We start from the raw sequence: 18,461 nt of genomic DNA, 5'->3' as shown, positions 1-18,461 counted from the left end.
GAGGAGACGATGAACGATATTAAGGCCAGCCCGGCGTATGTCGGGCGCTTCCAGCGTGTCTGTAGGTACATTGCGCGCCATCTTGATGAGCCGCTGTCGCTGGAGGCGCTGAGCGCGATAGCGCACAGTTCGCCTTACCATTTTCACCGGCAATTTAGCGCTTATACCGGCATTCCATTGTACCGGTATATTCAGTGGTTGCGTCTGCGACGCGCCTGTTGGCGCCTGGCGTTCAACCCCCGCGATAAAGTCATCGATATTGCCCTTGATGCCGGATTTCAGAATGCGGAGTCGTTCAGTCGTGCCTTCCGTACCGCGTTTGACCAAAGCCCGACCCAATTCCGTCAGCAACCGGACTGGGCCGAGTGGCATCGACGCGTACCGAAACATACGCTACAGGAGCAAACGTCGATGGACGTCAATATCATTTCCTTCCCCACCACCCGGATAGCCGTACTGCAACATCGCGGCAGCCCGGACCTTGTCAACACCACCGCCGCGCGTTTTATCGCCTGGCGTAAGACGAGCGGATTATCGCCCGTCGCCACCAGCGATACCTGGGGTATCGCCTGGGACGATCCGCAGACCACCCCGCAGGAGGCATTTCGTTTTGATATCTGCGGTACGGTCGCTGGGCCGGTCGGTGAAAACGCCTTTGGCGTGATTAACGGCGAAATCCCCGGCGGACGCTGCGCCGTCGTGCGCCATCACGGCTCGCTGGACACGCTGGCGAACAGCGTTTGGTTTCTCTATCGCGACTGGTTACCCGCGTCAGGCGAGACGTTACGGGATTTTCCGGTGTACTTCCGTTACCTCAATTTTGTCCATGAGGTGGCTGAGCATGAACTGCAAACCGATATTTATCTGCCGCTGGCCTGATTAAGCGTGACGGAATCCTCAGCCGATCTCACGGCCTGTGACTCAGGGCGTGAGATCGGGTATTATCGCGGGTAGTTTTGCCGTCCGAACGGTCGGTACCCAGATTGAGGATCCACGATTAATGAGCGATATGGCAGAGCGCCTTGCGCTGCATGAATTTACGGAAAATGCTTACCTGAACTACTCCATGTACGTGATCATGGACAGGGCATTACCGTTTATTGGCGATGGCTTAAAACCGGTCCAGCGTCGCATCGTCTACGCGATGTCCGAGCTGGGGCTGAACGCCAGCGCGAAATTCAAAAAGTCCGCCCGCACCGTCGGCGACGTGTTGGGTAAATATCACCCGCACGGCGACAGCGCCTGCTATGAAGCGATGGTGCTGATGGCGCAGCCGTTCTCTTACCGTTACCCGCTGGTAGACGGGCAGGGAAACTGGGGTGCGCCGGACGATCCGAAATCCTTCGCCGCCATGCGTTACACCGAGTCCCGCCTGTCGAAGTATGCTGAACTGCTGCTCAGCGAGCTTGGACAGGGAACGGTCGACTGGGTACCAAACTTTGACGGGACGCTGCAGGAGCCGAAAATGCTGCCTGCGCGTCTACCGAACATCCTGCTTAATGGCACCACCGGCATCGCGGTGGGTATGGCCACTGATATTCCGCCGCACAACCTGCGTGAAGTGGCCAAAGCGGCTATTACCCTGATTGAGCAGCCGAAAACGACTCTCGACGAACTGCTGGATATCGTGCAGGGGCCGGATTTCCCGACCGAGGCGGAGATCATCACCTCGCGGGCGGAAATTCGCAAAATCTACCAGAACGGACGCGGCTCAGTGCGCATGCGCGCGGTGTGGAGCAAAGAGGACGGCGCGGTGGTGATTAGCGCGCTGCCGCACCAGGTTTCCGGCGCCAAAGTGCTGGAGCAGATTGCGGCGCAGATGCGCAATAAAAAGCTGCCGATGGTTGACGATCTGCGCGACGAATCGGACCACGAAAACCCGACCCGTCTGGTGATCGTCCCGCGCTCCAACCGGGTGGATATGGAACAGGTGATGAACCACCTGTTTGCTACTACCGATCTGGAAAAAAGCTACCGCATCAACCTCAATATGATCGGCCTCGACGGACGCCCGGCGGTGAAAAACCTGCTGGAGATCCTCAGCGAGTGGCTGGTGTTCCGTCGCGATACCGTGCGTCGCCGTCTGAACCATCGGTTAGAGAAAGTGCTTAAGCGCCTGCATATCCTTGAAGGTTTGCTGGTGGCGTTTCTCAATATCGATGAAGTGATCGAGATCATCCGCACCGAAGATGAACCGAAGCCAGCCCTGATGTCGCGCTTTGGCATCAGCGAAACCCAGGCGGAAGCGATTCTGGAATTAAAACTGCGCCACCTCGCCAAACTGGAAGAGATGAAGATCCGCGGCGAGCAGGACGAGCTGGAAAAAGAGCGCGACCAGCTGCAGGCGATTCTGGCTTCTGAGCGTAAAATGAACAACCTGCTGAAAAAAGAGCTGCAGGCTGATGCCGATGCTTTCGGTGACGAACGCCGCTCGCCGCTTCACGAACGTGAAGAAGCGAAAGCGATGAGCGAGCATGATATGCAGCCGTCTGAGCCAGTGACTATCGTTCTGTCGCAGATGGGCTGGGTGCGGAGCGCCAAAGGGCACGACATCGACGCTCAGGGCTTGAGCTATAAAGCGGGCGACAGCTGGAAGGCCTCGGCGAAAGGCAAGAGCAACCAGCCGGTGGTGTTTATCGATACCACCGGGCGCAGCTATGCCATCGATCCGATTACCCTGCCTTCCGCGCGTGGCCAGGGCGAGCCGCTTACCGGTAAGCTGACTCTGCCGCCGGGGGCGACCGTGGAACATATGCTGATGGAAAGCGACGATCGTAAGCTGCTGATGGCTTCCGACGCGGGCTACGGTTTTGTCTGCACCTTCAACGATCTGGTGGCGCGCAACCGTGCCGGTAAAGCGCTGATCACCCTGCCTGACAACGCGCACGTGATGCCGCCGCTGGTGATTGAGGACGAGTCCGATATGCTGCTGGCCATCACGGCAGCCGGACGGATGCTGATGTTCCCGGTGAGCGATCTACCGCAGCTGTCGAAAGGCAAGGGCAACAAAATTATCAGCATTCCTGCGGCGGAAGCCGCCGCCGGGCAGGATGGCCTGGCGCATCTGTTTATCCTGCCACCGCAGAGCACGCTCACCATCCATGTTGGCAAACGGAAAATCAAACTGCGTCCGGAAGAGCTGCAAAAAGTCACCGGCGAGCGTGGTCGCCGCGGTTCGCTGATGCGCGGGCTGCAGAAGATCGACCGTGTTGAAATCGACTCGCCGCGCCGCGCCGCGGCAGGCGATAGTGAAGAGTAAACGCCACTCCTCCCGTCTTTGACGGGAGGAGGCGAAAAAATGCCGCAAAATCGTTGTTTATTCAGGCGTTGCGATTAACAATGTCCATCACCAGGGACCCAGGAAGAACGGTCCCGGCCTGCGCAGAACTGATGAGCCTGCCTTCTGTCAGCAGCGAATAATTCTAAGCGGTTTGGGTTTTAGAGGTAGCTATGCTATTCATTTTTCGAGTAATTTTCGTGGTCATTTATTGCATCGTGGTGTGCATACTTGGCTGTCTGTACTGCTTGTTCAGCCCGCGTAATCCAAAACATGTTGCCACTTTCGGCCATCTGTTTGGCCGCTTATCTCCGGTATTTGGCCTGAAGGTGGAACTGCGCAAACCTGCTGATGTGGAAAGCTATGGCAACGCGATCTACATCGCTAACCACCAGAACAACTATGATATGGTGACGGCGTCGAACATCGTGCAGCCGCCGACGGTCACCGTAGGTAAAAAAAGCCTGCTGTGGATCCCGTTCTTTGGCCAGCTCTACTGGCTGACGGGCAACCTGCTGATTGACCGTAATAACCGAACCAAAGCGCATGGCACCATTGCTGAAGTGGTGAATGCCTTTAAAAAGCGTAAAATTTCGTTCTGGATGTTCCCGGAAGGGACCCGCAGTCGCGGCCGCGGCCTGCTGCCTTTTAAAACCGGCGCCTTTCACGCGGCGATCGCCGCCGGAGTGCCGATTATTCCGGTGTGCGTGTCCAACACATCGAACAAAATTAAGCTCAACCGCTGGAACAACGGTCTGGTGATTGTTGAGATGCTGCCGCCGGTGGATACCAGCCAGTTCGGTAAAGACAACGTGCGCGCGCTGGCGACGCATTGCCGCGAGCTGATGGCCGCCAAAATTGCTGAGCTGGACAACGAAGTGGCCGCGCGCGAAGCGGCTAAAAAGTCATAAGACAGGAAACGCCGCCAACGCGCGCGTATTGCTGGCGGGAAACGAATTCCCTTTTTCATTTGTCAGTATGTCATGGAGTTAATATGTCACTCAGTCGGCGTCAGTTTATTAAGGCTTCCGGCGTAGCGCTGTGCGCTGGCGCCGCGCCGCTGAAAGCCCATGCCGCCGGCCAGCAGCTTGCGCTGCCGGTTCCGCCGCTGCTGGAATCGCGTCGCGGTCAGCCGCTGTTTCTGACGCTGCAGCGTTCGCACTGGTCGTTTACGCCAGGCACTCGCGCCCCCGTCTGGGGGATCAATGGCCGCTACATGGGGCCGACGATCCGCGTCTGGAGCGGGGACGACGTCAAGCTTATCTACAGCAACCGTCTGACTGAGAATGTCGCGATGACCATCCGCGGTCTGCAGGTGCCTGGCCCGCTGATCGGCGGCGCGGCGCGTATGATGTCGCCGAACGCCGACTGGGCGCCGGTGCTGCCTATCCGCCAGAGCGCTGCCACCTTGTGGTATCAGGCCAACACGCCGAACCGGATGGCGAAGCAGGTATACAACGGCCTGGCCGGCATGTGGCTGGTGGAAGATGAGGTCAGCAAGAACCTGCCAATCCCTAACCACTACGGCGTTGATGACTTCCCGGTGATTATTCAGGACAAGCGGCTGGATAACTTCGGCACGCCGGAATATAGCGAACCGGGGAGCGGCGGCTTCGTTGGCGATACGCTGCTGGTTAACGGCGTGCAGAGCCCCTATGTCGAAGTGTCGCGCGGCTGGGTGCGCCTGCGCCTGCTGAACGCCTCCAACTCCCGGCGCTATCAGCTGCAGATGAGCGATGGCCGACTGCTGCATGTGATTTCCGGCGACCAGGGGTTCCTGCCGGCGCCGGTCTCGCTCAAGCAGCTGTCGCTGGGGCCGGGGGAACGGCGTGAAATTCTGGTCGATATGACCAACGGCGATGAAGTGTCCATTACCTGCGGAGAAGCGGCGAGTATTGTCGACCGTATCCGCGGCTTTTTTGAACCGTCAAGTATTCTGGTCTCCACGCTGGTGTTGACCCTGCGCCCGACCGGACTGCTGCCGCTGGTCACCGACAGTCTGCCGGTGCGTCTGCTGCCGACCGAACTGCTCTCCGGCACGCCGATCCGCAGCCGGGATATCACCCTTGGCGACGATCCGGGCATCAACGGCCAGCTGTGGGATCCGCAGCGTATCGATATCACGGCGCAACAGGGGACCTGGGAGCGCTGGACGGTGCGCGCCGACCGCCCGCAGTCGTTCCATATTGAAGGGGTGATGTTCCAGATCCGTAACGTCAACGGCTCGTCGCCCTTCCCGGAAGATCGCGGCTGGAAGGACACCGTGTGGGTCGACGGGCAGGTTGAACTGCTGGTCTACTATGCTCAGCCGTCGTGGCCGCACTTCCCGTTCCAGTATCTGAGCCAGACGCTGGAGCTTGCCGACCGCGGCTCGATCGGCCAGATGCTGGTGAATCCCGCGCCGTAATCTCTTCAACCCTGGCCGGAACACGGTCAGGGTTTGAGAAAATCCTCCTTCATTTCCACTATCATTCCGGCTTATAATCCACGCCCTTTTGGTTATTTTTTTATCATTTCCCCCGGAAGCAATATGAGCGCAATATCCCTGATCCAACCGGATCGTGACCTTTTTTCCTGGCCGCAATACTGGGCTGCCTGTTTTGGCCCTGCGCCATTTTTACCGATGTCGCGTGAAGAGATGGACCAACTTGGCTGGGATAGCTGCGACATTATTCTGGTGACCGGCGACGCCTACGTCGACCACCCGAGCTTCGGGATGGCCATCTGCGGCCGTATGCTGGAAGCGCAGGGGTTCCGGGTGGGGATCATTTCCCAGCCGGACTGGAACAGCAAAGACGACTTTATGCGCCTGGGTAAGCCGAACCTGTTCTTCGGCGTGACCGCGGGCAATATGGACTCGATGATCAACCGCTACACCGCCGACCGTAAGCTGCGCCATGACGATGCTTACACCGCCGGCAACGTGGCGGGTAAACGCCCGGACCGCGCCACCCTGGTCTACACCCAGCGCTGTAAAGAGGCGTGGAAAGACGTGCCGGTGATCCTCGGCGGCATCGAGGCCAGCCTGCGCCGTACCGCGCATTATGATTACTGGTCCGATACCGTGCGCCGCTCGGTGCTGGTGGACTCCAAGGCCGATATGCTGATGTTCGGCAACGGCGAGCGTCCGCTGGTGGAAGTCGCGCATCGCCTGGCGATGGGCGAAACCATCGACCAGATCCGCGATGTGCGCAATACCGCCATCATGGTGAAAGAGGCGCTGCCGGGCTGGAGCGGCGTCGATTCCACCCGCCTGGATACGCCTGGCAAAATTGACCCGATCCCGCATCCGTACGGTGAGGATCTGCCGTGTGCCGATAACAAGCCGGTTGCGCCGAAAAAGCAGGAAGCCAAAAGCATCACCGTGCAGCCGCCGCGGCCCAAACCGTGGGAAAAGACCTATGTGCTGCTGCCTTCCTTCGAGAAGGTGAAAGGCGATAAGGTCCTGTACGCTCACGCTTCGCGTATTCTGCACCATGAAACCAACCCCGGCTGCGCCCGGGCGCTGATGCAAAAGCATGGCGAACGCTATATCTGGATCAACCCGCCGGCAATCCCGCTCTCGACTGAAGAGATGGACAGCGTCTTCGCGCTGCCTTACAAGCGTGTGCCGCATCCTGCTTACGGCGACGCGCGTATCCCGGCGTATGAGATGATCCGTTTCTCGATCAACATCATGCGCGGCTGCTTCGGCGGCTGTTCGTTCTGCTCAATCACCGAGCACGAAGGGCGCATTATCCAGAGCCGTTCAGAAGATTCGATCATTAATGAAATCGAAGCCATTCGCGACACGGTGCCCGGCTTTACCGGGGTGATCTCCGATCTCGGCGGACCAACGGCCAACATGTATATGCTGCGCTGCAAATCGCCACGCGCCGAGCAGACCTGCCGCCGTCTCTCCTGCGTCTACCCGGATATCTGCCCGCACATGGATACCAACCATGAGCCGACGATCAATCTTTACCGTCGCGCCCGTGAGCTGAAGGGCATTAAGAAGATCCTCATTGCCTCTGGCGTACGCTATGACATCGCCGTCGAAGATCCGCGCTATATCAAAGAGCTGGCGACCCACCACGTCGGCGGCTATCTGAAGATCGCCCCGGAGCATACCGAAGAGGGGCCGCTGTCGAAGATGATGAAGCCGGGGATGGGCAGCTACGACCGCTTTAAAGAATTGTTTGATACCTATTCGAAGCAGGCGGGTAAAGAACAGTATCTGATCCCGTACTTTATCTCCGCTCACCCGGGGACCCGTGATGAAGATATGGTGAACCTGGCGCTGTGGCTGAAGAAACATCGCTTCCGTCTCGACCAGGTGCAGAACTTCTATCCGTCGCCGCTGGCGAACTCGACCACTATGTATTACACCGGCAAGAACCCGCTGGGCAAGATTGGTTATAAGAGCGAAGAGGTGGTGGTGCCGAAGGGCGATAAACAGCGCCGTCTGCATAAAGCGCTGCTGCGCTATCACGATCCGGCAAACTGGCCGCTGATCCGTCAGGCGCTGGAGGCGATGGGTAAAAAGCACCTGATTGGCTCACGCCGCGACTGCCTGGTGCCTGCCCCGACGCTGGATGAGATGCGCGAAGCGCGTCGCCAGAACCGCCATACCCGTCCGGCGCTGACCAAGCACACGCCGATTGTACATCAGCGTTCTAACGGTGAAACGACGGCGAAAAAACCGGTCAAACGCGGTAAAGTCGCCGGGCGTTAAGCCTGATGTTGTGCCCGGTAGCGCTTTGCTGACCGGGCCAGTTAGAGAGCCGGATAGGCGTCAGCGCTATCCGGCTTTTTTATATGTTAGCCGCCAAACTGATCCGGATCGGGCCCTAAACGCTTGCCCTGGTCCAGCTTCGCGATTTCGCTGAGTTCGTCTTTGTCGAGACGGAAATTCCAGACGTTAAAGTTTTCCGCGATACGCGACGGCGTCACTGATTTCGGGATCACCACCAGACCGCTATCAAGATGCCAGCGGATGACGATTTGCGCCGGCGTTTTGCCGTACTTATCGGCGAGCTGGTGGATGACTTTCTGATCGAACACCCCTTTACCGCCCTGGGCCAGCGGGCTCCAGGACTCTGTCTGGATCTTGTGGGTGGCGTTCCAGGCATGCAGTTGACGCTGCTGCAGCAGCGGATGGAGCTCAATCTGGTTGATCACCGGTGCGACGCCGGTTTCATCAATCAGCTTCTGCAGATGCGGGACCTGGAAATTACACACGCCGATGCTTTTCGCCAGCCCCTGCTGCTGCAGCTCGATCAGCGCCTGCCAGGCTTCGACGTAATGGCCGATCGCTGGCACCGGCCAGTGGATTAAGTAGAGATCCACATAGTCGAGCTTCAGCTTGCTGAGGCTCTCTTTCAGCGCCTCGTGCGGCCGTTTTTGATCGTCGTTCCACAGCTTGGTGGTGATGAACAGCTCATCGCGATTGACGCCTGCGCTGTGCAGCGCGTTGCCGACGCCGGCCTCATTTTGGTACGCGGCGGCGGTGTCAAAAGAGCGATAACCGACTTCCAGCGCCTTATGAATGGCGGAGACGACTTCCTCGTTGCCAGCTTTCCACACGCCGAGACCCAGCTGCGGCATCAGGTTGCCGTCGTGTAGTTTTATAACGGTTGGATGTGTCATGCCTTCCTCCTGTTAATGAACTCGGCGAGGCAGAATCCGCCGAGGGGTAGCATTAAGTCTGGACGAAATAGCTAAAAACGGTAGTAAAAACACCTCTCCCCGACGTTTGTTTAACGTAAGGAGAGGTGAATCAGGCGGGGTTAAATTAGCGAGCAGCCTCGTAAATACGGCGGCTGACGTCCAGGGTGATATCCTGATGTTCGCCCAGTTTGGTCATGCCGTGCTCTTCCAGTTTCGCCAGCAGCGCCGGGATGGAGCTACCGTCGAGACCGTAATCGGAGAGGCGGGTCGGCACCCCCATCTGCTCGAAGAAACTACGGGTTGCGGCAATAGCGGCATCGATACGCTGTTCTTCGGAGCCCTCGGTGATATTCCATACGCGCTCGGCATACTGCAGCAGCTTCGCGCGCTTGGTATCGCGTTTCTCATTCCACAGCGCCGGCAGCACGATAGCCAGCGTCTGGGCGTGATCCAGACCATGCATCGCCGTCAGTTCGTGGCCGAGCATATGGGTCGCCCAGTCCTGCGGTACGCCAGCGCCGATAAGACCGTTCAGCGCCTGAGTCGCCGCCCACATAATATTAGCGCGCACGTCGTAGTTCTCTGGCTCCTGCAGCGCTTTCGGGCCATCTTCCACCAGCGTCAGCAGAATGCCTTCGGCGAAACGGTCCTGAATTTTGCCGTCAACCGGGTAGGTGACGTACTGTTCAACGGTATGGACGAAGGCGTCAACCACGCCGTTGGCGACCTGGCGCGGTGGCAGAGTGTAGGTGTAAACCGGGTCGAGGATCGCGAACTGTGGCTGGACGTGCGAAGACATAAACGCGCGTTTGTCGCCGGTGGTTTTCCGCGAAATCACCGCCCCTTTGTTTGATTCAGAACCGGTCGCTGGCAGAGTCAGAACCGAACCCATTGGAATGGCGCTGGCGATCTTACTGCCGTAAGTTTCCAGAATTTCCCATGGATCGATAGCGGCGTCGTAATGGGCCGCCGCGGCGATGAACTTGGTGCCATCCAGTACTGAACCGCCGCCGACCGCCAGCAGGAAGGTGACCTTCTCTTCACGGGCGAGCTTCACGGCGTTCATCAGAGTTTCGTAAGACGGGTTCGGCTCGATGCCGCCAAATTCAAGGACATCCAGGCCATTCAGGGCGGTGAGTACCTGATCCAGGACGCCCGTTTTTTTCACGCTGCCGCCGCCGTAGGTGATCAGTACGCGAGCCTCCGCCGGGATCTGTTCACGCAGCTTTTCAATCGCGCCTTTGCCAAACAGAATGCGGGTTGGGGTATGCAGGTCAAAATTATTCATTGCTAGTGTCCTCAAAAGAGTAAAACCGCCGACAGGGACGATACCGCTGCCAGATGACGGTTATTGTGGTCCTGGCGCCGTTGACCCTCAATGCACATTTCTGCCGATGTCTTGCCTATTTCTCCATGTGGCTGGAGAATTCTCGCCAGCCTGCGCACAATGTATGGGTGAAGAAACATCGGGAGAGGCGGTGGCAATGCAACACGCACAGATATGCCAGATATTGACAGAGAAGATTAACCAGCTGAAAGATAAGCACGAACTGTTAAGTTCGCTGCTGCCTGACGTCCGCCTGCTGTATGGGACGCAGCCGGGTACCCGGACGCCGGTGATGTATCAGCCGGGGATCGTTTTTCTCTTTTCCGGCCATAAAATTGGTTATATCAATGAGCGGACTTTTCGCTACGACACAAATGAATATCTGCTGCTGACCGTGCCGCTGCCCTTCGAATGCGAAACCTTTGCCACCCCGGAGGTGCCCCTCGCCGGGATGCGTCTGAACGTCGATATCCTGCAACTGCAGGAGCTGCTGATGGATATTGGCGAGGATCCGCTGTTTCAGCCCGCCGTCGCTTCCAGCGGAATAAATTCGGCAGTGCTTTCCGAAGATATTTTATGCGCTGCCGAAAGGCTGCTCGACGTCATGGATCGTCCGCTGGACGCGCGCATTCTTGGCAAGCAGATCATCCGTGAAATCCTCTACTATGTGCTGACGGGCCCCTGCGGCGGCGCACTGCTGGCGTTGGTCAGCCGGCAGACCCATTTCAGTTTGATAAGCCGCGTGCTGAAACACATCGAGAGCCAGTACACCGAAAACCTGAGCGTCGATCGGCTGGCGGCAGAGGCGAATATGAGCGTCTCGGCGTTTCACCATAATTTTAAATCGGTGACCAGTACTTCACCGCTGCAGTATTTGAAAACCTACCGTTTGCACAAGGCGCGCATGCTTATGATCCATGACGGCATGAAGGCCAGCGCGGCGGCGATGCGGGTGGGGTATGAAAGTCCTTCGCAGTTCAGCCGCGAGTTTAAGCGCTACTTCGGTATGACGCCCGGGGAAGATGCCGCACGAATTCGCACGATGCAGGGCATGTAATATCGGGAAGGGCAAGCCGGGCGGGCGCAGGCCCCCCGGCAGGTGGCCGTCAGGCGCTGCAGTATTTCTTTTTGATCACCACGAACAGCGTGCCGAGCAGGCCCGCCAGCAGCAGAGCAATCGGCAGGATCATCAGGCAGGTCATGACCTGATCTTCATGGCGCTTCACAAACGGGATCATGCTCAGCGCATAGCCGAGACCCGTGACCACGCCAACCCACAGCAGGGCGCTCAGCCAGTTGAAGAACTGAAAGCGGCGGTTCGGCAGGCCGGAAATCCCCGCCATGGTTGGCAGCAGGGTGCGGACAAATGCCAGAAAGCGGCCCGCGAGCAGCGCCAGCAGGCCGTGGCGGTCAAACATACAGGTGGCGCGCTGATGGTACTTATGCGGCAGATGCGCCAGCCAGCCTTTCACCGTTTGCGTATTGCCCAGCCAGCGCCCTTGCACATAGCTCAACCAGCAGCCGAGGCTGGCGGCGGCGGTCAGAATGGCGATAGTGGGCACAAAGTCCATGACGCCTTTAGCAATCAGCGCGCCGGCGAGCAGCAGCAGGCTATCCCCCGGTAAAAAGGACGCGGGCAGCAGCCCGTTTTCCAGAAACAGGGTGGCGAACATAACCAGATATACAACGCCCACAACGTGAGGGTTCGCCAATGCGGCAAAATCATGTTGCCACAACGCGGCGACAATCTCTTGAATGACAACCATGGACTTTCCTAAGTGGTACCGTATTGTTGACTAGTGTACTCCTGAAGAGACCCGAGCACCTTGATCCCGGGCGCAACAAAAGCGGCCGCTTTGCTAAAAAGCGTCCGCTATTGTTGCCACTGACTGTCACTTTACACGATACGCGCGAAGCCCGCTGCTAAATCCGCCTGCAGATCGTCAACATTTTCGAGACCAATGTGCAAACGGATCAACGTGCCGCTGAAGTCGACTTCCGCATCCGGTCGGATGTGAGCGATTTGCTCCGGCTGATTGGCCAGAATCAGCGATTCAAAGCCGCCCCACGAGTAGGCCATGCTGAACAGGCTGAAATTGTCGAGGTACTCGGCCAGTTCGGCATCATTGAGGCGCTTGTTGAGTACAAACGAGAACAGCCCGCTACTGCCGGTAAAATCGCGCTTCCAGAACTCATGGCCTTTACTGCCGGGCAGGGCGGGGTGGTTGACCCGCGCCACCTGCGGATGCTGCGCCAGCCACTCGGCGATGCGCAGGCTGCTTTCATGATGCTGACGCAGGCGCACGCCCAGGGTGCGCAGGCCGCGGCTGGTCATATAGGCGGTATCGGCGTCCAGCATTTGTCCCATCAGATAGGCATTCTCACGCAGCTGCGGCCAGCAGCGCGCGTTCGCCACCGCAGTGCCGACCATGGCGTCGGAATGGCCGATCAGGTATTTGGTGCCTGCCTGAATAGAAATATCGATGCCAAAATCCAGCGCTTTGAACAGGATCCCCGCCGCCCAGGTGTTATCGATCATGATAATCGCTTCCGGCGCGACCTGACGCACGGCGGCGACAATCGCTGGCACATCATGCACTTCCATGGTGATGGAGCCAGGCGATTCAAGGAACACCACGCGGGTCTCCGGCCGAATAAGTTGGGCAATATCGGCGCCAATGAGGGGATCGAACCAGCTGGTGGCGACGCCGAGTTTAGCGAGAATTTTGGTACAAAAATCCTGGCTTGGCTCATAGGCGGTATTGGTCATCAGCACATGGTCGCCCTGTTCGACGAACGCCAGGATGGTGTTGGCCACCGCGGCCGCGCCACAGGGGAAGAGGGCGCAGCCGGCGCCGCCTTCCAGCTCGCACATCGCTTCCTGCAGCGAGAAGTGGGTCAGGGTGCCGCGACGCCCGTAGAACAGCTCGCCGTTGGCCCGATTGCGGGTGGCGTGCTTTTTGGCCTCTACGGTGTCGAAAACCAGCGATGACGCGCGCTGGATCACGCTGTTCACTGAGCCCTGGGTATATTTTTTGCTCCGCCCGGCGTTGACCAGCGCGGTATCAAGATGTTTATCAGCCATGTTGATGAACCTGTTTTTATACGTCTGGACGTCTAAACTAGCATGAATCTTCTTTTCTGTACCAGCGCGGCGCCGATACAGGCGAAAATTTTACCAGGCCCGCGCTAAGCCGCTTTTTTACTGCGTGAGCGCAAGGAAAATAAACGTGATTTGCTGCACAGTGTAAATACTAATGAGAACCACTATCAATTCGATGTCGTTTTGATATTATTGTGGGCAGATTTTGTGATTATCGTCGTGGAGATAGAGCGTGGGTAATAATTTGATGCAGGCGGATCTCTCCGTTTGGGGTATGTATCATCATGCCGATATTGTCGTTAAGGTGGTGATGATTGGCCTGATTCTGGCGTCGGTCGTCACCTGGGCCATCTTTTTCGGCAAAGGGGCGGAAATCCTCGCCAGCAAGCGTCGCCTCAAACGTGAACAGCAGCAGCTGGCGGAAGCCCGCTCTCTCGATCAGGCCAGCGATATCGCCAGCGCCTTTGAGGCGAAGAGCCTGACCACCCAGCTTATCAATGAAGCGCAGAACGAACTCGAACTCTCTGCCGGTGCGGAAGACAATGAAGGCATCAAGGAACGCACCGGTTTCCGCCTTGAGCGCCGCGTCGCGGCGGTCGGTCGCCATATGGGGCGCGGCAATGGTTATCTGGCCACCATCGGCGCCATTTCGCCGTTCGTGGGTCTGTTTGGTACCGTCTGGGGCATCATGAACAGCTTTATCGGTATCGCCCAGACGCAGACTACCAACCTTGCGGTGGTAGCGCCGGGCATCGCGGAAGCGCTGCTGGCGACGGCCATCGGCCTGTTCGCCGCCATCCCGGCGGTGGTCATCTATAACATCTTTGCCCGCATGATTGGCAGCTACAAGGCCTCGCTCGGCGACGTCGCCGCTCAGGTGCTGCTGCTGCAAAGTCGCGACCTGGACCTCAGCGCCAGCGGTGTGAAGCCGGTGCGTAGCGCGCAGAAATTACGGGTAGGTTGATCGGCTATGGCGATACGTCTTAATGAAAATCTGGACGATAACGGCGAAATGCATGAGATCAACGTGACGCCGTTTATCGACGTCATGCTGGTTCTGCTGATTATCTTTATGGTGGCTGCGCCGCTGGCGACGGTTGACGTGAAGGTGAATCTGCCGGCCTCCTCCAGCCAGCCGCAACCGCGACCGGAAAAACCCATTTATCTGTCGGTGAAGGCGGATAAGAGCATGTTCCTCGGCAACGACCCGATTACCGAAGCGAATATGATTAACGCCCTGGATAGCCTGACCGCCGGCAAAAAAGATACCACTGTCTTCTTCCGCGCGGATAAAACCGTCGATTACGAGACGATGATGAAAGTGATGGATACCCTGCATCAGGCGGGCTATCTCAAGATCGGGCTGGTGGGCGAAGAGACCGTCAAAGCCAAATAACCCGATTCTGTTCCTGAAAAGGCTGGCCGCGCGCCGGCCTTTTTTATGGCCGTCTGCCGGCGATGTGTTGGCCTGGCGTTGCCATCACGTTATCTGTCTGAGATATAATGTCGCTTCTTTTTGTTAACTAACAGGATTATATGGAACGCTTTCTGGAAAACGCTATGTACACTTCGCGCTGGCTGCTGGCACCGGTTTATTTTGGCCTTTCGCTGGGACTGGTCGCGCTGACCATCAAATTTTTTCAGGAGATCGTCCACGTTCTGCCGCATATCTTCAGCGTCAGCGAGTCGGAATTGATCCTGACGCTGCTGTCGCTGGTGGACATGACCCTGGTGGGTGGCCTGCTGGTGATGGTGATGTTCTCGGGCTATGAGAATTTCGTGTCGCAGCTGGATATCAATGAAGGGAAAGAGAAGCTGAGCTGGCTCGGTAAAATGGACGCCACCTCTCTGAAGAATAAAGTCGCGGCGTCAATTGTGGCGATCTCCTCTATCCACCTGCTGCGGGTGTTTATGGATGCGAAAAACGTGCCGGACAACAAGCTGATGTGGTACGTGATTATCCACCTGACCTTCGTCCTTTCGGCCTTTGTGATGGGCTATCTCGATCGTCTGAACAAAGTGAAACACTGATCTCTTCTCTCCCGGCGGTGTTAGCCGCTGGGCTTTTTTCTCCCCCGTTTCTGCTTCTCTGCGCTGGCGTATGTCCGGGCTTCTGCTTTGCTTAAAGGGCGCTTAACAACGGAGGCAAGGTGATGACGCGATTAACGGCCAAAGATTTCCCGCAGCAGCTGCTCGAGTATTATGACTACTATGCCCACGGCAAAATCAGCAAACGCGAGTTTCTCCAGCTGGCGGGGAAATATACTGTCGGCGGGATGACCGCGCTGGCGCTGTTTAATCTGCTGAAGCCCGACTATGCCCTGGCAGAGCAGGTACCGTTCACCGATCCGGATATCCGTCCGGAGTATATTCATTATCCCTCTCCTGACGGCCACGGCGAAGTGCGGGCTTACCTGGTGACGCCGACGAAAATAGCCGACAAAGCGCCCGCCGTTGTGGTGGTACATGAGAACCGAGGCCTGAATCCCTACATTGAAGACGTAGCCCGGCGGGTCGCGAAAGCGGGATATATCGCGCTGGCGCCTGATGGCCTGAGCGCCGTCGGCGGCTATCCGGGGAATGATGATGAAGGCCGCTTGCTACAGCAGAAAGTCGATCCCGTGAAGCTGATGAATGATTTTTTTGCGGCGGTCGCGTTTATGGCGAAGCATCCACAGGCGACGGGGAAGGTCGGTATCACCGGGTTTTGTTACGGCGGCGGCGTCAGCAACGCGGCGGCGGTGGCGATCCCGGAGCTAGCCTGCGCGGTGCCGTTTTACGGCCGCCAGCCGCCGCTGAAGGAGGTCGATAAAATTAAAGCGCCGCTGCTGCTGCACTATGCCGGCCTCGATAGCGGCATTAATGAAGGCTGGCCCGCCTATGAACAGGCGTTGAAGGAACACCATAAAGTCTACGAGGCCTATCTCTATCAGGGCGTGAATCACGGCTTTCATAATGATTCCACGCCGCGCTACGATCGGGCTGCGGCTGATCTGGCCTGGCAACGCACGCTGGCATGGTTTGAGAAGTATTTACGCTAGCGCAAACGACATAAATAGCGCTACCGCTCGCTCAAAAAAACGCTATATAATTTATTATACAGCGATTGGGAGGGCGCGATGGAAAATCATTTTGGCAAAGGCTTAATGGCGGGGCTACAGGCATCCTATGCTGACACCGCCGCGCATGCGGCGAATTTTTGCGCCGACTATAAACGCGGGTTTGTGCTCGGCTACTCGCACCGCATGTTTGAAAAAACCGGCGACCGCCAGCTCAGCGCGTGGGAGGCGGGGATCCTGACCCGTCGCTATGGCCTTGACAGAGATATGGTGATGGATTTCTTCAAAGAAGGTGGGTCGGGTATGGCGATGCGCTATTTTCTGGCGGGCTATCGGCTGGAAAGCTAAACAGGACGGCTTCGCAGGCGGAGCCGTCCTGTGGTGGGAACCCTTTCCCGTCAGCGGGAAAGGGTGAAGACCTTACGCCTGGCGCTTATCTTCCGTTTGGGTGTCAAAGTCGCGGGCGTCGTGGCGCTCATGTAGCTGCTCATTGAGCGGGCCGTTGGTGCGGTTGACGATGCGTCCGCGCTTGACGGCCGGGCGGTTGCCGACATCCTGCGCCCAGCGCAGCACGTTTTTATAGCTCCCGGCGTCGAGGAACTCCGCCGCGTTATAGACATTGCCCAGCACTACGTTGCCATACCACGGCCAGACAGCCATATCGGCGATGGTGTACTCCTCGCCGGCCACATAGCGACCGCGGGCGAGCTGTTTGTCCAGCACGTCGAGCTGGCGTTTGGCTTCCATCGTAAAGCGGTCGATCGCGTACTCGATCTTCACCGGCGCATAGTTATAGAAGTGGCCGAAGCCGCCGCCGAGGAATGGTGCCGCGCCCTGCAGCCAGAACAGCCAGTTGAGGGTTTCGGTGCGGCCGGCAGGATCTTTTGGCAGGAAGAAGCCAAATTTTTCCGCCAGATAGAGAAGAATGTTGCCGGACTCAAATACCCGGGTCGGCGGCGTGGTGGAGTGGTCGCTGAGGGCCGGGATCTTCGAGTTCGGGTTGATATCGACAAAGCCGCTGGAAAACTGATCCCCTTCGCCAATGCGTATTAGCCAGGCGTCGTACTCCGCGCCGCTGACGCCCAGCGCCAGCAGCTCCTCCAGCATGATGGTCACCTTCTGGCCGTTGGGCGTGCCCAGTGAGTATAGCTGGAGCGGATGGGTACCGACCGGCAGGACGCGTTCATGGGTCGCGCCGGAAACGGGACGGTTGATATTGGCGAACGCGCCGCCGCTGTTTTGCTTCCATTCCCACACTTTGGGTGGCTGGTAGTTTTGCTCTGACATGCTGGTTTGCCTTTTTCGTGGATGTACAAAAAGTGTAGCAGGTGACCTCAGGCCATAATCCGCGCGGCCCACACGCTGACATCATCGCCGCTGCCCAGATCCGGCTGCACCAGGCCATTGACCATAAAGGTCGGCGAGACGTGGATGCCGTTCTGACGGGCGTATTTACTGTGCCACTTGATCACGTCCTGCAGCTCCGGGCGGGCAAAGGCGGCCCCCAGCAGCACGTGACTGTAACGTTCAATGCGCTCAATGATTTGCTGCGGCGTGGCGTTCATGTTCGGCCCGCTGCAGTGATCGGTAAACTCAAACTCTTCCCGATGGTCGGCCACGGCCTGCATCACTTTATGCGCCTGCTCTCTGCCGTGCGGCAGGGTAGACGCGGCGAGGATGCAGCGGACAATCACCCCGGAGAACAGATGCCACGGCTGCGACTGCAGGCGTATCTTGATGGTGACGTTATCGGCGCCGACCTCATCAAGCAGGTCGTCGAGCTTATTAAACGCGCGGACAGAGTAGGGGCAGGTGGGCTCAAGGAACACCTCAAACGTCCGCGGGCCGTGTCCCCAGACCAGCGGTTGGGCATTCAGATGCGAGGGTGTGCTCATTGTTGACTCCTGATGTTGCGTTGTTTTTTTGTTATATCACCGATAACGATATCACTTTTGTTTCCGGCTGCAGGGTTATTTTCCTTAACGGCACGATTAGCGAAACGAATGAGTGGTATCATCGTTACACCTCTGTCTGGTAAGTGCCTGC

At 57.8% G+C, this 18,461-nt stretch carries 18 protein-coding genes; 12 read left to right on the top strand and 6 right to left on the bottom strand.

Annotated features, from left to right (window positions below):
- Positions 1–9 precede the first annotated feature (9 nt).
- From SPE70_RS22580 to SPE70_RS22560, 5 genes are all read left to right on the top strand, one after another.
- Positions 10–879: an AraC family transcriptional regulator gene (locus tag SPE70_RS22580; RefSeq protein ID WP_008806507.1), complete on the top strand. Its 870-nt coding sequence runs from the start codon at positions 10–12 to the stop codon at positions 877–879.
- 121 nt (positions 880–1,000) lie between these two features.
- The gene (gene parC, locus SPE70_RS22575; RefSeq protein ID WP_008806506.1) at positions 1,001–3,259 is read left to right on the top strand and encodes a DNA topoisomerase IV subunit A; all 2,259 of its coding nucleotides are present in this window, start codon (positions 1,001–1,003) and stop codon (positions 3,257–3,259) included.
- A 191-nt stretch (positions 3,260–3,450) separates the two neighbouring features.
- Positions 3,451–4,188, top strand: a complete 738-nt coding sequence (gene plsC, locus SPE70_RS22570) for a 1-acylglycerol-3-phosphate O-acyltransferase (RefSeq protein WP_324726409.1) — start codon at positions 3,451–3,453, stop codon at positions 4,186–4,188.
- Positions 4,189–4,271: 83 nt separating this feature from the next.
- Positions 4,272–5,684, top strand: coding sequence for a cell division protein FtsP (ftsP, locus tag SPE70_RS22565; protein ID WP_008806504.1), 1,413 nt, complete (start codon positions 4,272–4,274; stop codon positions 5,682–5,684).
- A gap of 33 nt (positions 5,685–5,717) precedes the next feature.
- Positions 5,718–7,991, top strand: coding sequence for a YgiQ family radical SAM protein (locus tag SPE70_RS22560; protein ID WP_012540546.1), 2,274 nt, complete (start codon positions 5,718–5,720; stop codon positions 7,989–7,991).
- Positions 7,992–8,077: 86 nt separating this feature from the next.
- Here the strand turns inward: SPE70_RS22560 and dkgA are convergent, their stop codons facing one another.
- Together dkgA and yqhD are read right to left on the bottom strand one after the other, a co-directional pair.
- Positions 8,078–8,905, bottom strand: coding sequence for a 2,5-didehydrogluconate reductase DkgA (gene dkgA / locus SPE70_RS22555; protein ID WP_044650160.1), 828 nt, complete (start codon positions 8,903–8,905; stop codon positions 8,078–8,080).
- Between the two features lie 145 nt (positions 8,906–9,050).
- Positions 9,051–10,214 carry an alcohol dehydrogenase gene (yqhD, locus tag SPE70_RS22550; RefSeq protein WP_008806500.1) on the bottom strand — a complete coding sequence of 388 codons (1,164 nt, stop codon included), beginning with the start codon at positions 10,212–10,214 and terminating at the stop codon, positions 9,051–9,053.
- A gap of 196 nt (positions 10,215–10,410) precedes the next feature.
- Here yqhD and SPE70_RS22545 point away from each other — a divergent pair, with 196 nt between their 5' ends.
- The gene (locus tag SPE70_RS22545) at positions 10,411–11,310 is read left to right on the top strand and encodes an AraC family transcriptional regulator (protein ID WP_012967218.1); all 900 of its coding nucleotides are present in this window, start codon (positions 10,411–10,413) and stop codon (positions 11,308–11,310) included.
- A 49-nt stretch (positions 11,311–11,359) separates the two neighbouring features.
- On the opposite strand, the gene yghB is transcribed toward SPE70_RS22545, so the two are convergent.
- Both yghB and metC read right to left on the bottom strand, forming a co-directional pair.
- Positions 11,360–12,019 carry a DedA family general envelope maintenance protein YghB gene (gene yghB / locus SPE70_RS22540; protein WP_004205217.1) on the bottom strand — a complete coding sequence of 220 codons (660 nt, stop codon included), beginning with the start codon at positions 12,017–12,019 and terminating at the stop codon, positions 11,360–11,362.
- 131 nt (positions 12,020–12,150) lie between these two features.
- Positions 12,151–13,338 carry a cystathionine beta-lyase gene (gene metC, locus SPE70_RS22535; protein WP_008806499.1) on the bottom strand — a complete coding sequence of 396 codons (1,188 nt, stop codon included), beginning with the start codon at positions 13,336–13,338 and terminating at the stop codon, positions 12,151–12,153.
- A gap of 250 nt (positions 13,339–13,588) precedes the next feature.
- Between metC and exbB the strand changes: the two genes are divergently transcribed.
- The 5 genes from exbB (at position 13,589) to SPE70_RS22510 (ending at position 16,763) form a co-directional block, all read left to right on the top strand.
- On the top strand, positions 13,589–14,320 hold the full coding sequence (gene exbB, locus SPE70_RS22530) for a tol-pal system-associated acyl-CoA thioesterase (protein WP_004174395.1): 732 nt from the start codon (positions 13,589–13,591) through the stop codon (positions 14,318–14,320).
- Between the two features lie 6 nt (positions 14,321–14,326).
- Positions 14,327–14,752, top strand: coding sequence for a TonB system transport protein ExbD (gene exbD, locus SPE70_RS22525; RefSeq protein WP_064170004.1), 426 nt, complete (start codon positions 14,327–14,329; stop codon positions 14,750–14,752).
- Between the two features lie 140 nt (positions 14,753–14,892).
- Entirely contained in the window at positions 14,893–15,387 is a 495-nt protein-coding gene (locus tag SPE70_RS22520) for a TIGR00645 family protein (protein ID WP_008806498.1), read from the top strand.
- Positions 15,388–15,509: 122 nt separating this feature from the next.
- Positions 15,510–16,397: a YghX family hydrolase gene (yghX, locus tag SPE70_RS22515; protein ID WP_012967220.1), complete on the top strand. Its 888-nt coding sequence runs from the start codon at positions 15,510–15,512 to the stop codon at positions 16,395–16,397.
- Positions 16,398–16,475: 78 nt separating this feature from the next.
- Positions 16,476–16,763 (top strand): DUF2623 domain-containing protein, encoded by a 288-nt coding sequence (locus SPE70_RS22510; RefSeq protein WP_002916743.1) that lies wholly within the window; start codon positions 16,476–16,478, stop codon positions 16,761–16,763.
- Between the two features lie 72 nt (positions 16,764–16,835).
- On the opposite strand, the gene yghU is transcribed toward SPE70_RS22510, so the two are convergent.
- Positions 16,836–17,702, bottom strand: a complete 867-nt coding sequence (gene yghU / locus SPE70_RS22505; RefSeq protein WP_008806496.1) for a glutathione-dependent disulfide-bond oxidoreductase — start codon at positions 17,700–17,702, stop codon at positions 16,836–16,838.
- 47 nt (positions 17,703–17,749) lie between these two features.
- Positions 17,750–18,310, bottom strand: coding sequence for a DsbA family protein (locus SPE70_RS22500; protein ID WP_004150918.1), 561 nt, complete (start codon positions 18,308–18,310; stop codon positions 17,750–17,752).
- A 20-nt stretch (positions 18,311–18,330) separates the two neighbouring features.
- Between SPE70_RS22500 and SPE70_RS22495 the strand changes: the two genes are divergently transcribed.
- A complete protein-coding gene (locus SPE70_RS22495) occupies positions 18,331–18,453 on the top strand; it encodes a hypothetical protein (protein ID WP_004217169.1) in 123 nt (40 codons plus the stop codon).
- The last annotated feature ends 8 nt before the right edge of the window (positions 18,454–18,461 follow it).

The organism is Klebsiella sp. ZJOU C1 (assembly GCF_035620215.1).
In the GTDB taxonomy this organism is placed as follows: domain Bacteria; phylum Pseudomonadota; class Gammaproteobacteria; order Enterobacterales; family Enterobacteriaceae; genus Klebsiella; species Klebsiella variicola.
This window is presented reverse-complemented; position numbering and strand designations above follow the sequence as displayed.

What these genes read in the sequence shown, in the direction of transcription:
- SPE70_RS22580 (WP_008806507.1), top strand. Translation starts at nt 10, where the DNA reads ATGAACGATATTAAGGCCAGCCCGGCGTATGTCGGGCGCTTCCAGCGT.
- parC (WP_008806506.1), top strand. Translation starts at nt 1,001, where the DNA reads ATGAGCGATATGGCAGAGCGCCTTGCGCTGCATGAATTTACGGAAAAT.
- plsC (WP_324726409.1), top strand. Translation starts at nt 3,451, where the DNA reads ATGCTATTCATTTTTCGAGTAATTTTCGTGGTCATTTATTGCATCGTG.
- ftsP (WP_008806504.1), top strand. Translation starts at nt 4,272, where the DNA reads ATGTCACTCAGTCGGCGTCAGTTTATTAAGGCTTCCGGCGTAGCGCTG.
- dkgA (WP_044650160.1), bottom strand. Translation starts at nt 8,905, where the DNA reads ATGACACATCCAACCGTTATAAAACTACACGACGGCAACCTGATGCCG.
- yqhD (WP_008806500.1), bottom strand. Translation starts at nt 10,214, where the DNA reads ATGAATAATTTTGACCTGCATACCCCAACCCGCATTCTGTTTGGCAAA.
- SPE70_RS22545 (WP_012967218.1), top strand. Translation starts at nt 10,411, where the DNA reads ATGCAACACGCACAGATATGCCAGATATTGACAGAGAAGATTAACCAG.
- yghB (WP_004205217.1), bottom strand. Translation starts at nt 12,019, where the DNA reads ATGGTTGTCATTCAAGAGATTGTCGCCGCGTTGTGGCAACATGATTTT.
- metC (WP_008806499.1), bottom strand. Translation starts at nt 13,338, where the DNA reads ATGGCTGATAAACATCTTGATACCGCGCTGGTCAACGCCGGGCGGAGC.
- exbD (WP_064170004.1), top strand. Translation starts at nt 14,327, where the DNA reads ATGGCGATACGTCTTAATGAAAATCTGGACGATAACGGCGAAATGCAT.
- SPE70_RS22520 (WP_008806498.1), top strand. Translation starts at nt 14,893, where the DNA reads ATGGAACGCTTTCTGGAAAACGCTATGTACACTTCGCGCTGGCTGCTG.
- yghX (WP_012967220.1), top strand. Translation starts at nt 15,510, where the DNA reads ATGACGCGATTAACGGCCAAAGATTTCCCGCAGCAGCTGCTCGAGTAT.
- SPE70_RS22510 (WP_002916743.1), top strand. Translation starts at nt 16,476, where the DNA reads ATGGAAAATCATTTTGGCAAAGGCTTAATGGCGGGGCTACAGGCATCC.
- yghU (WP_008806496.1), bottom strand. Translation starts at nt 17,702, where the DNA reads ATGTCAGAGCAAAACTACCAGCCACCCAAAGTGTGGGAATGGAAGCAA.
- SPE70_RS22500 (WP_004150918.1), bottom strand. Translation starts at nt 18,310, where the DNA reads ATGAGCACACCCTCGCATCTGAATGCCCAACCGCTGGTCTGGGGACAC.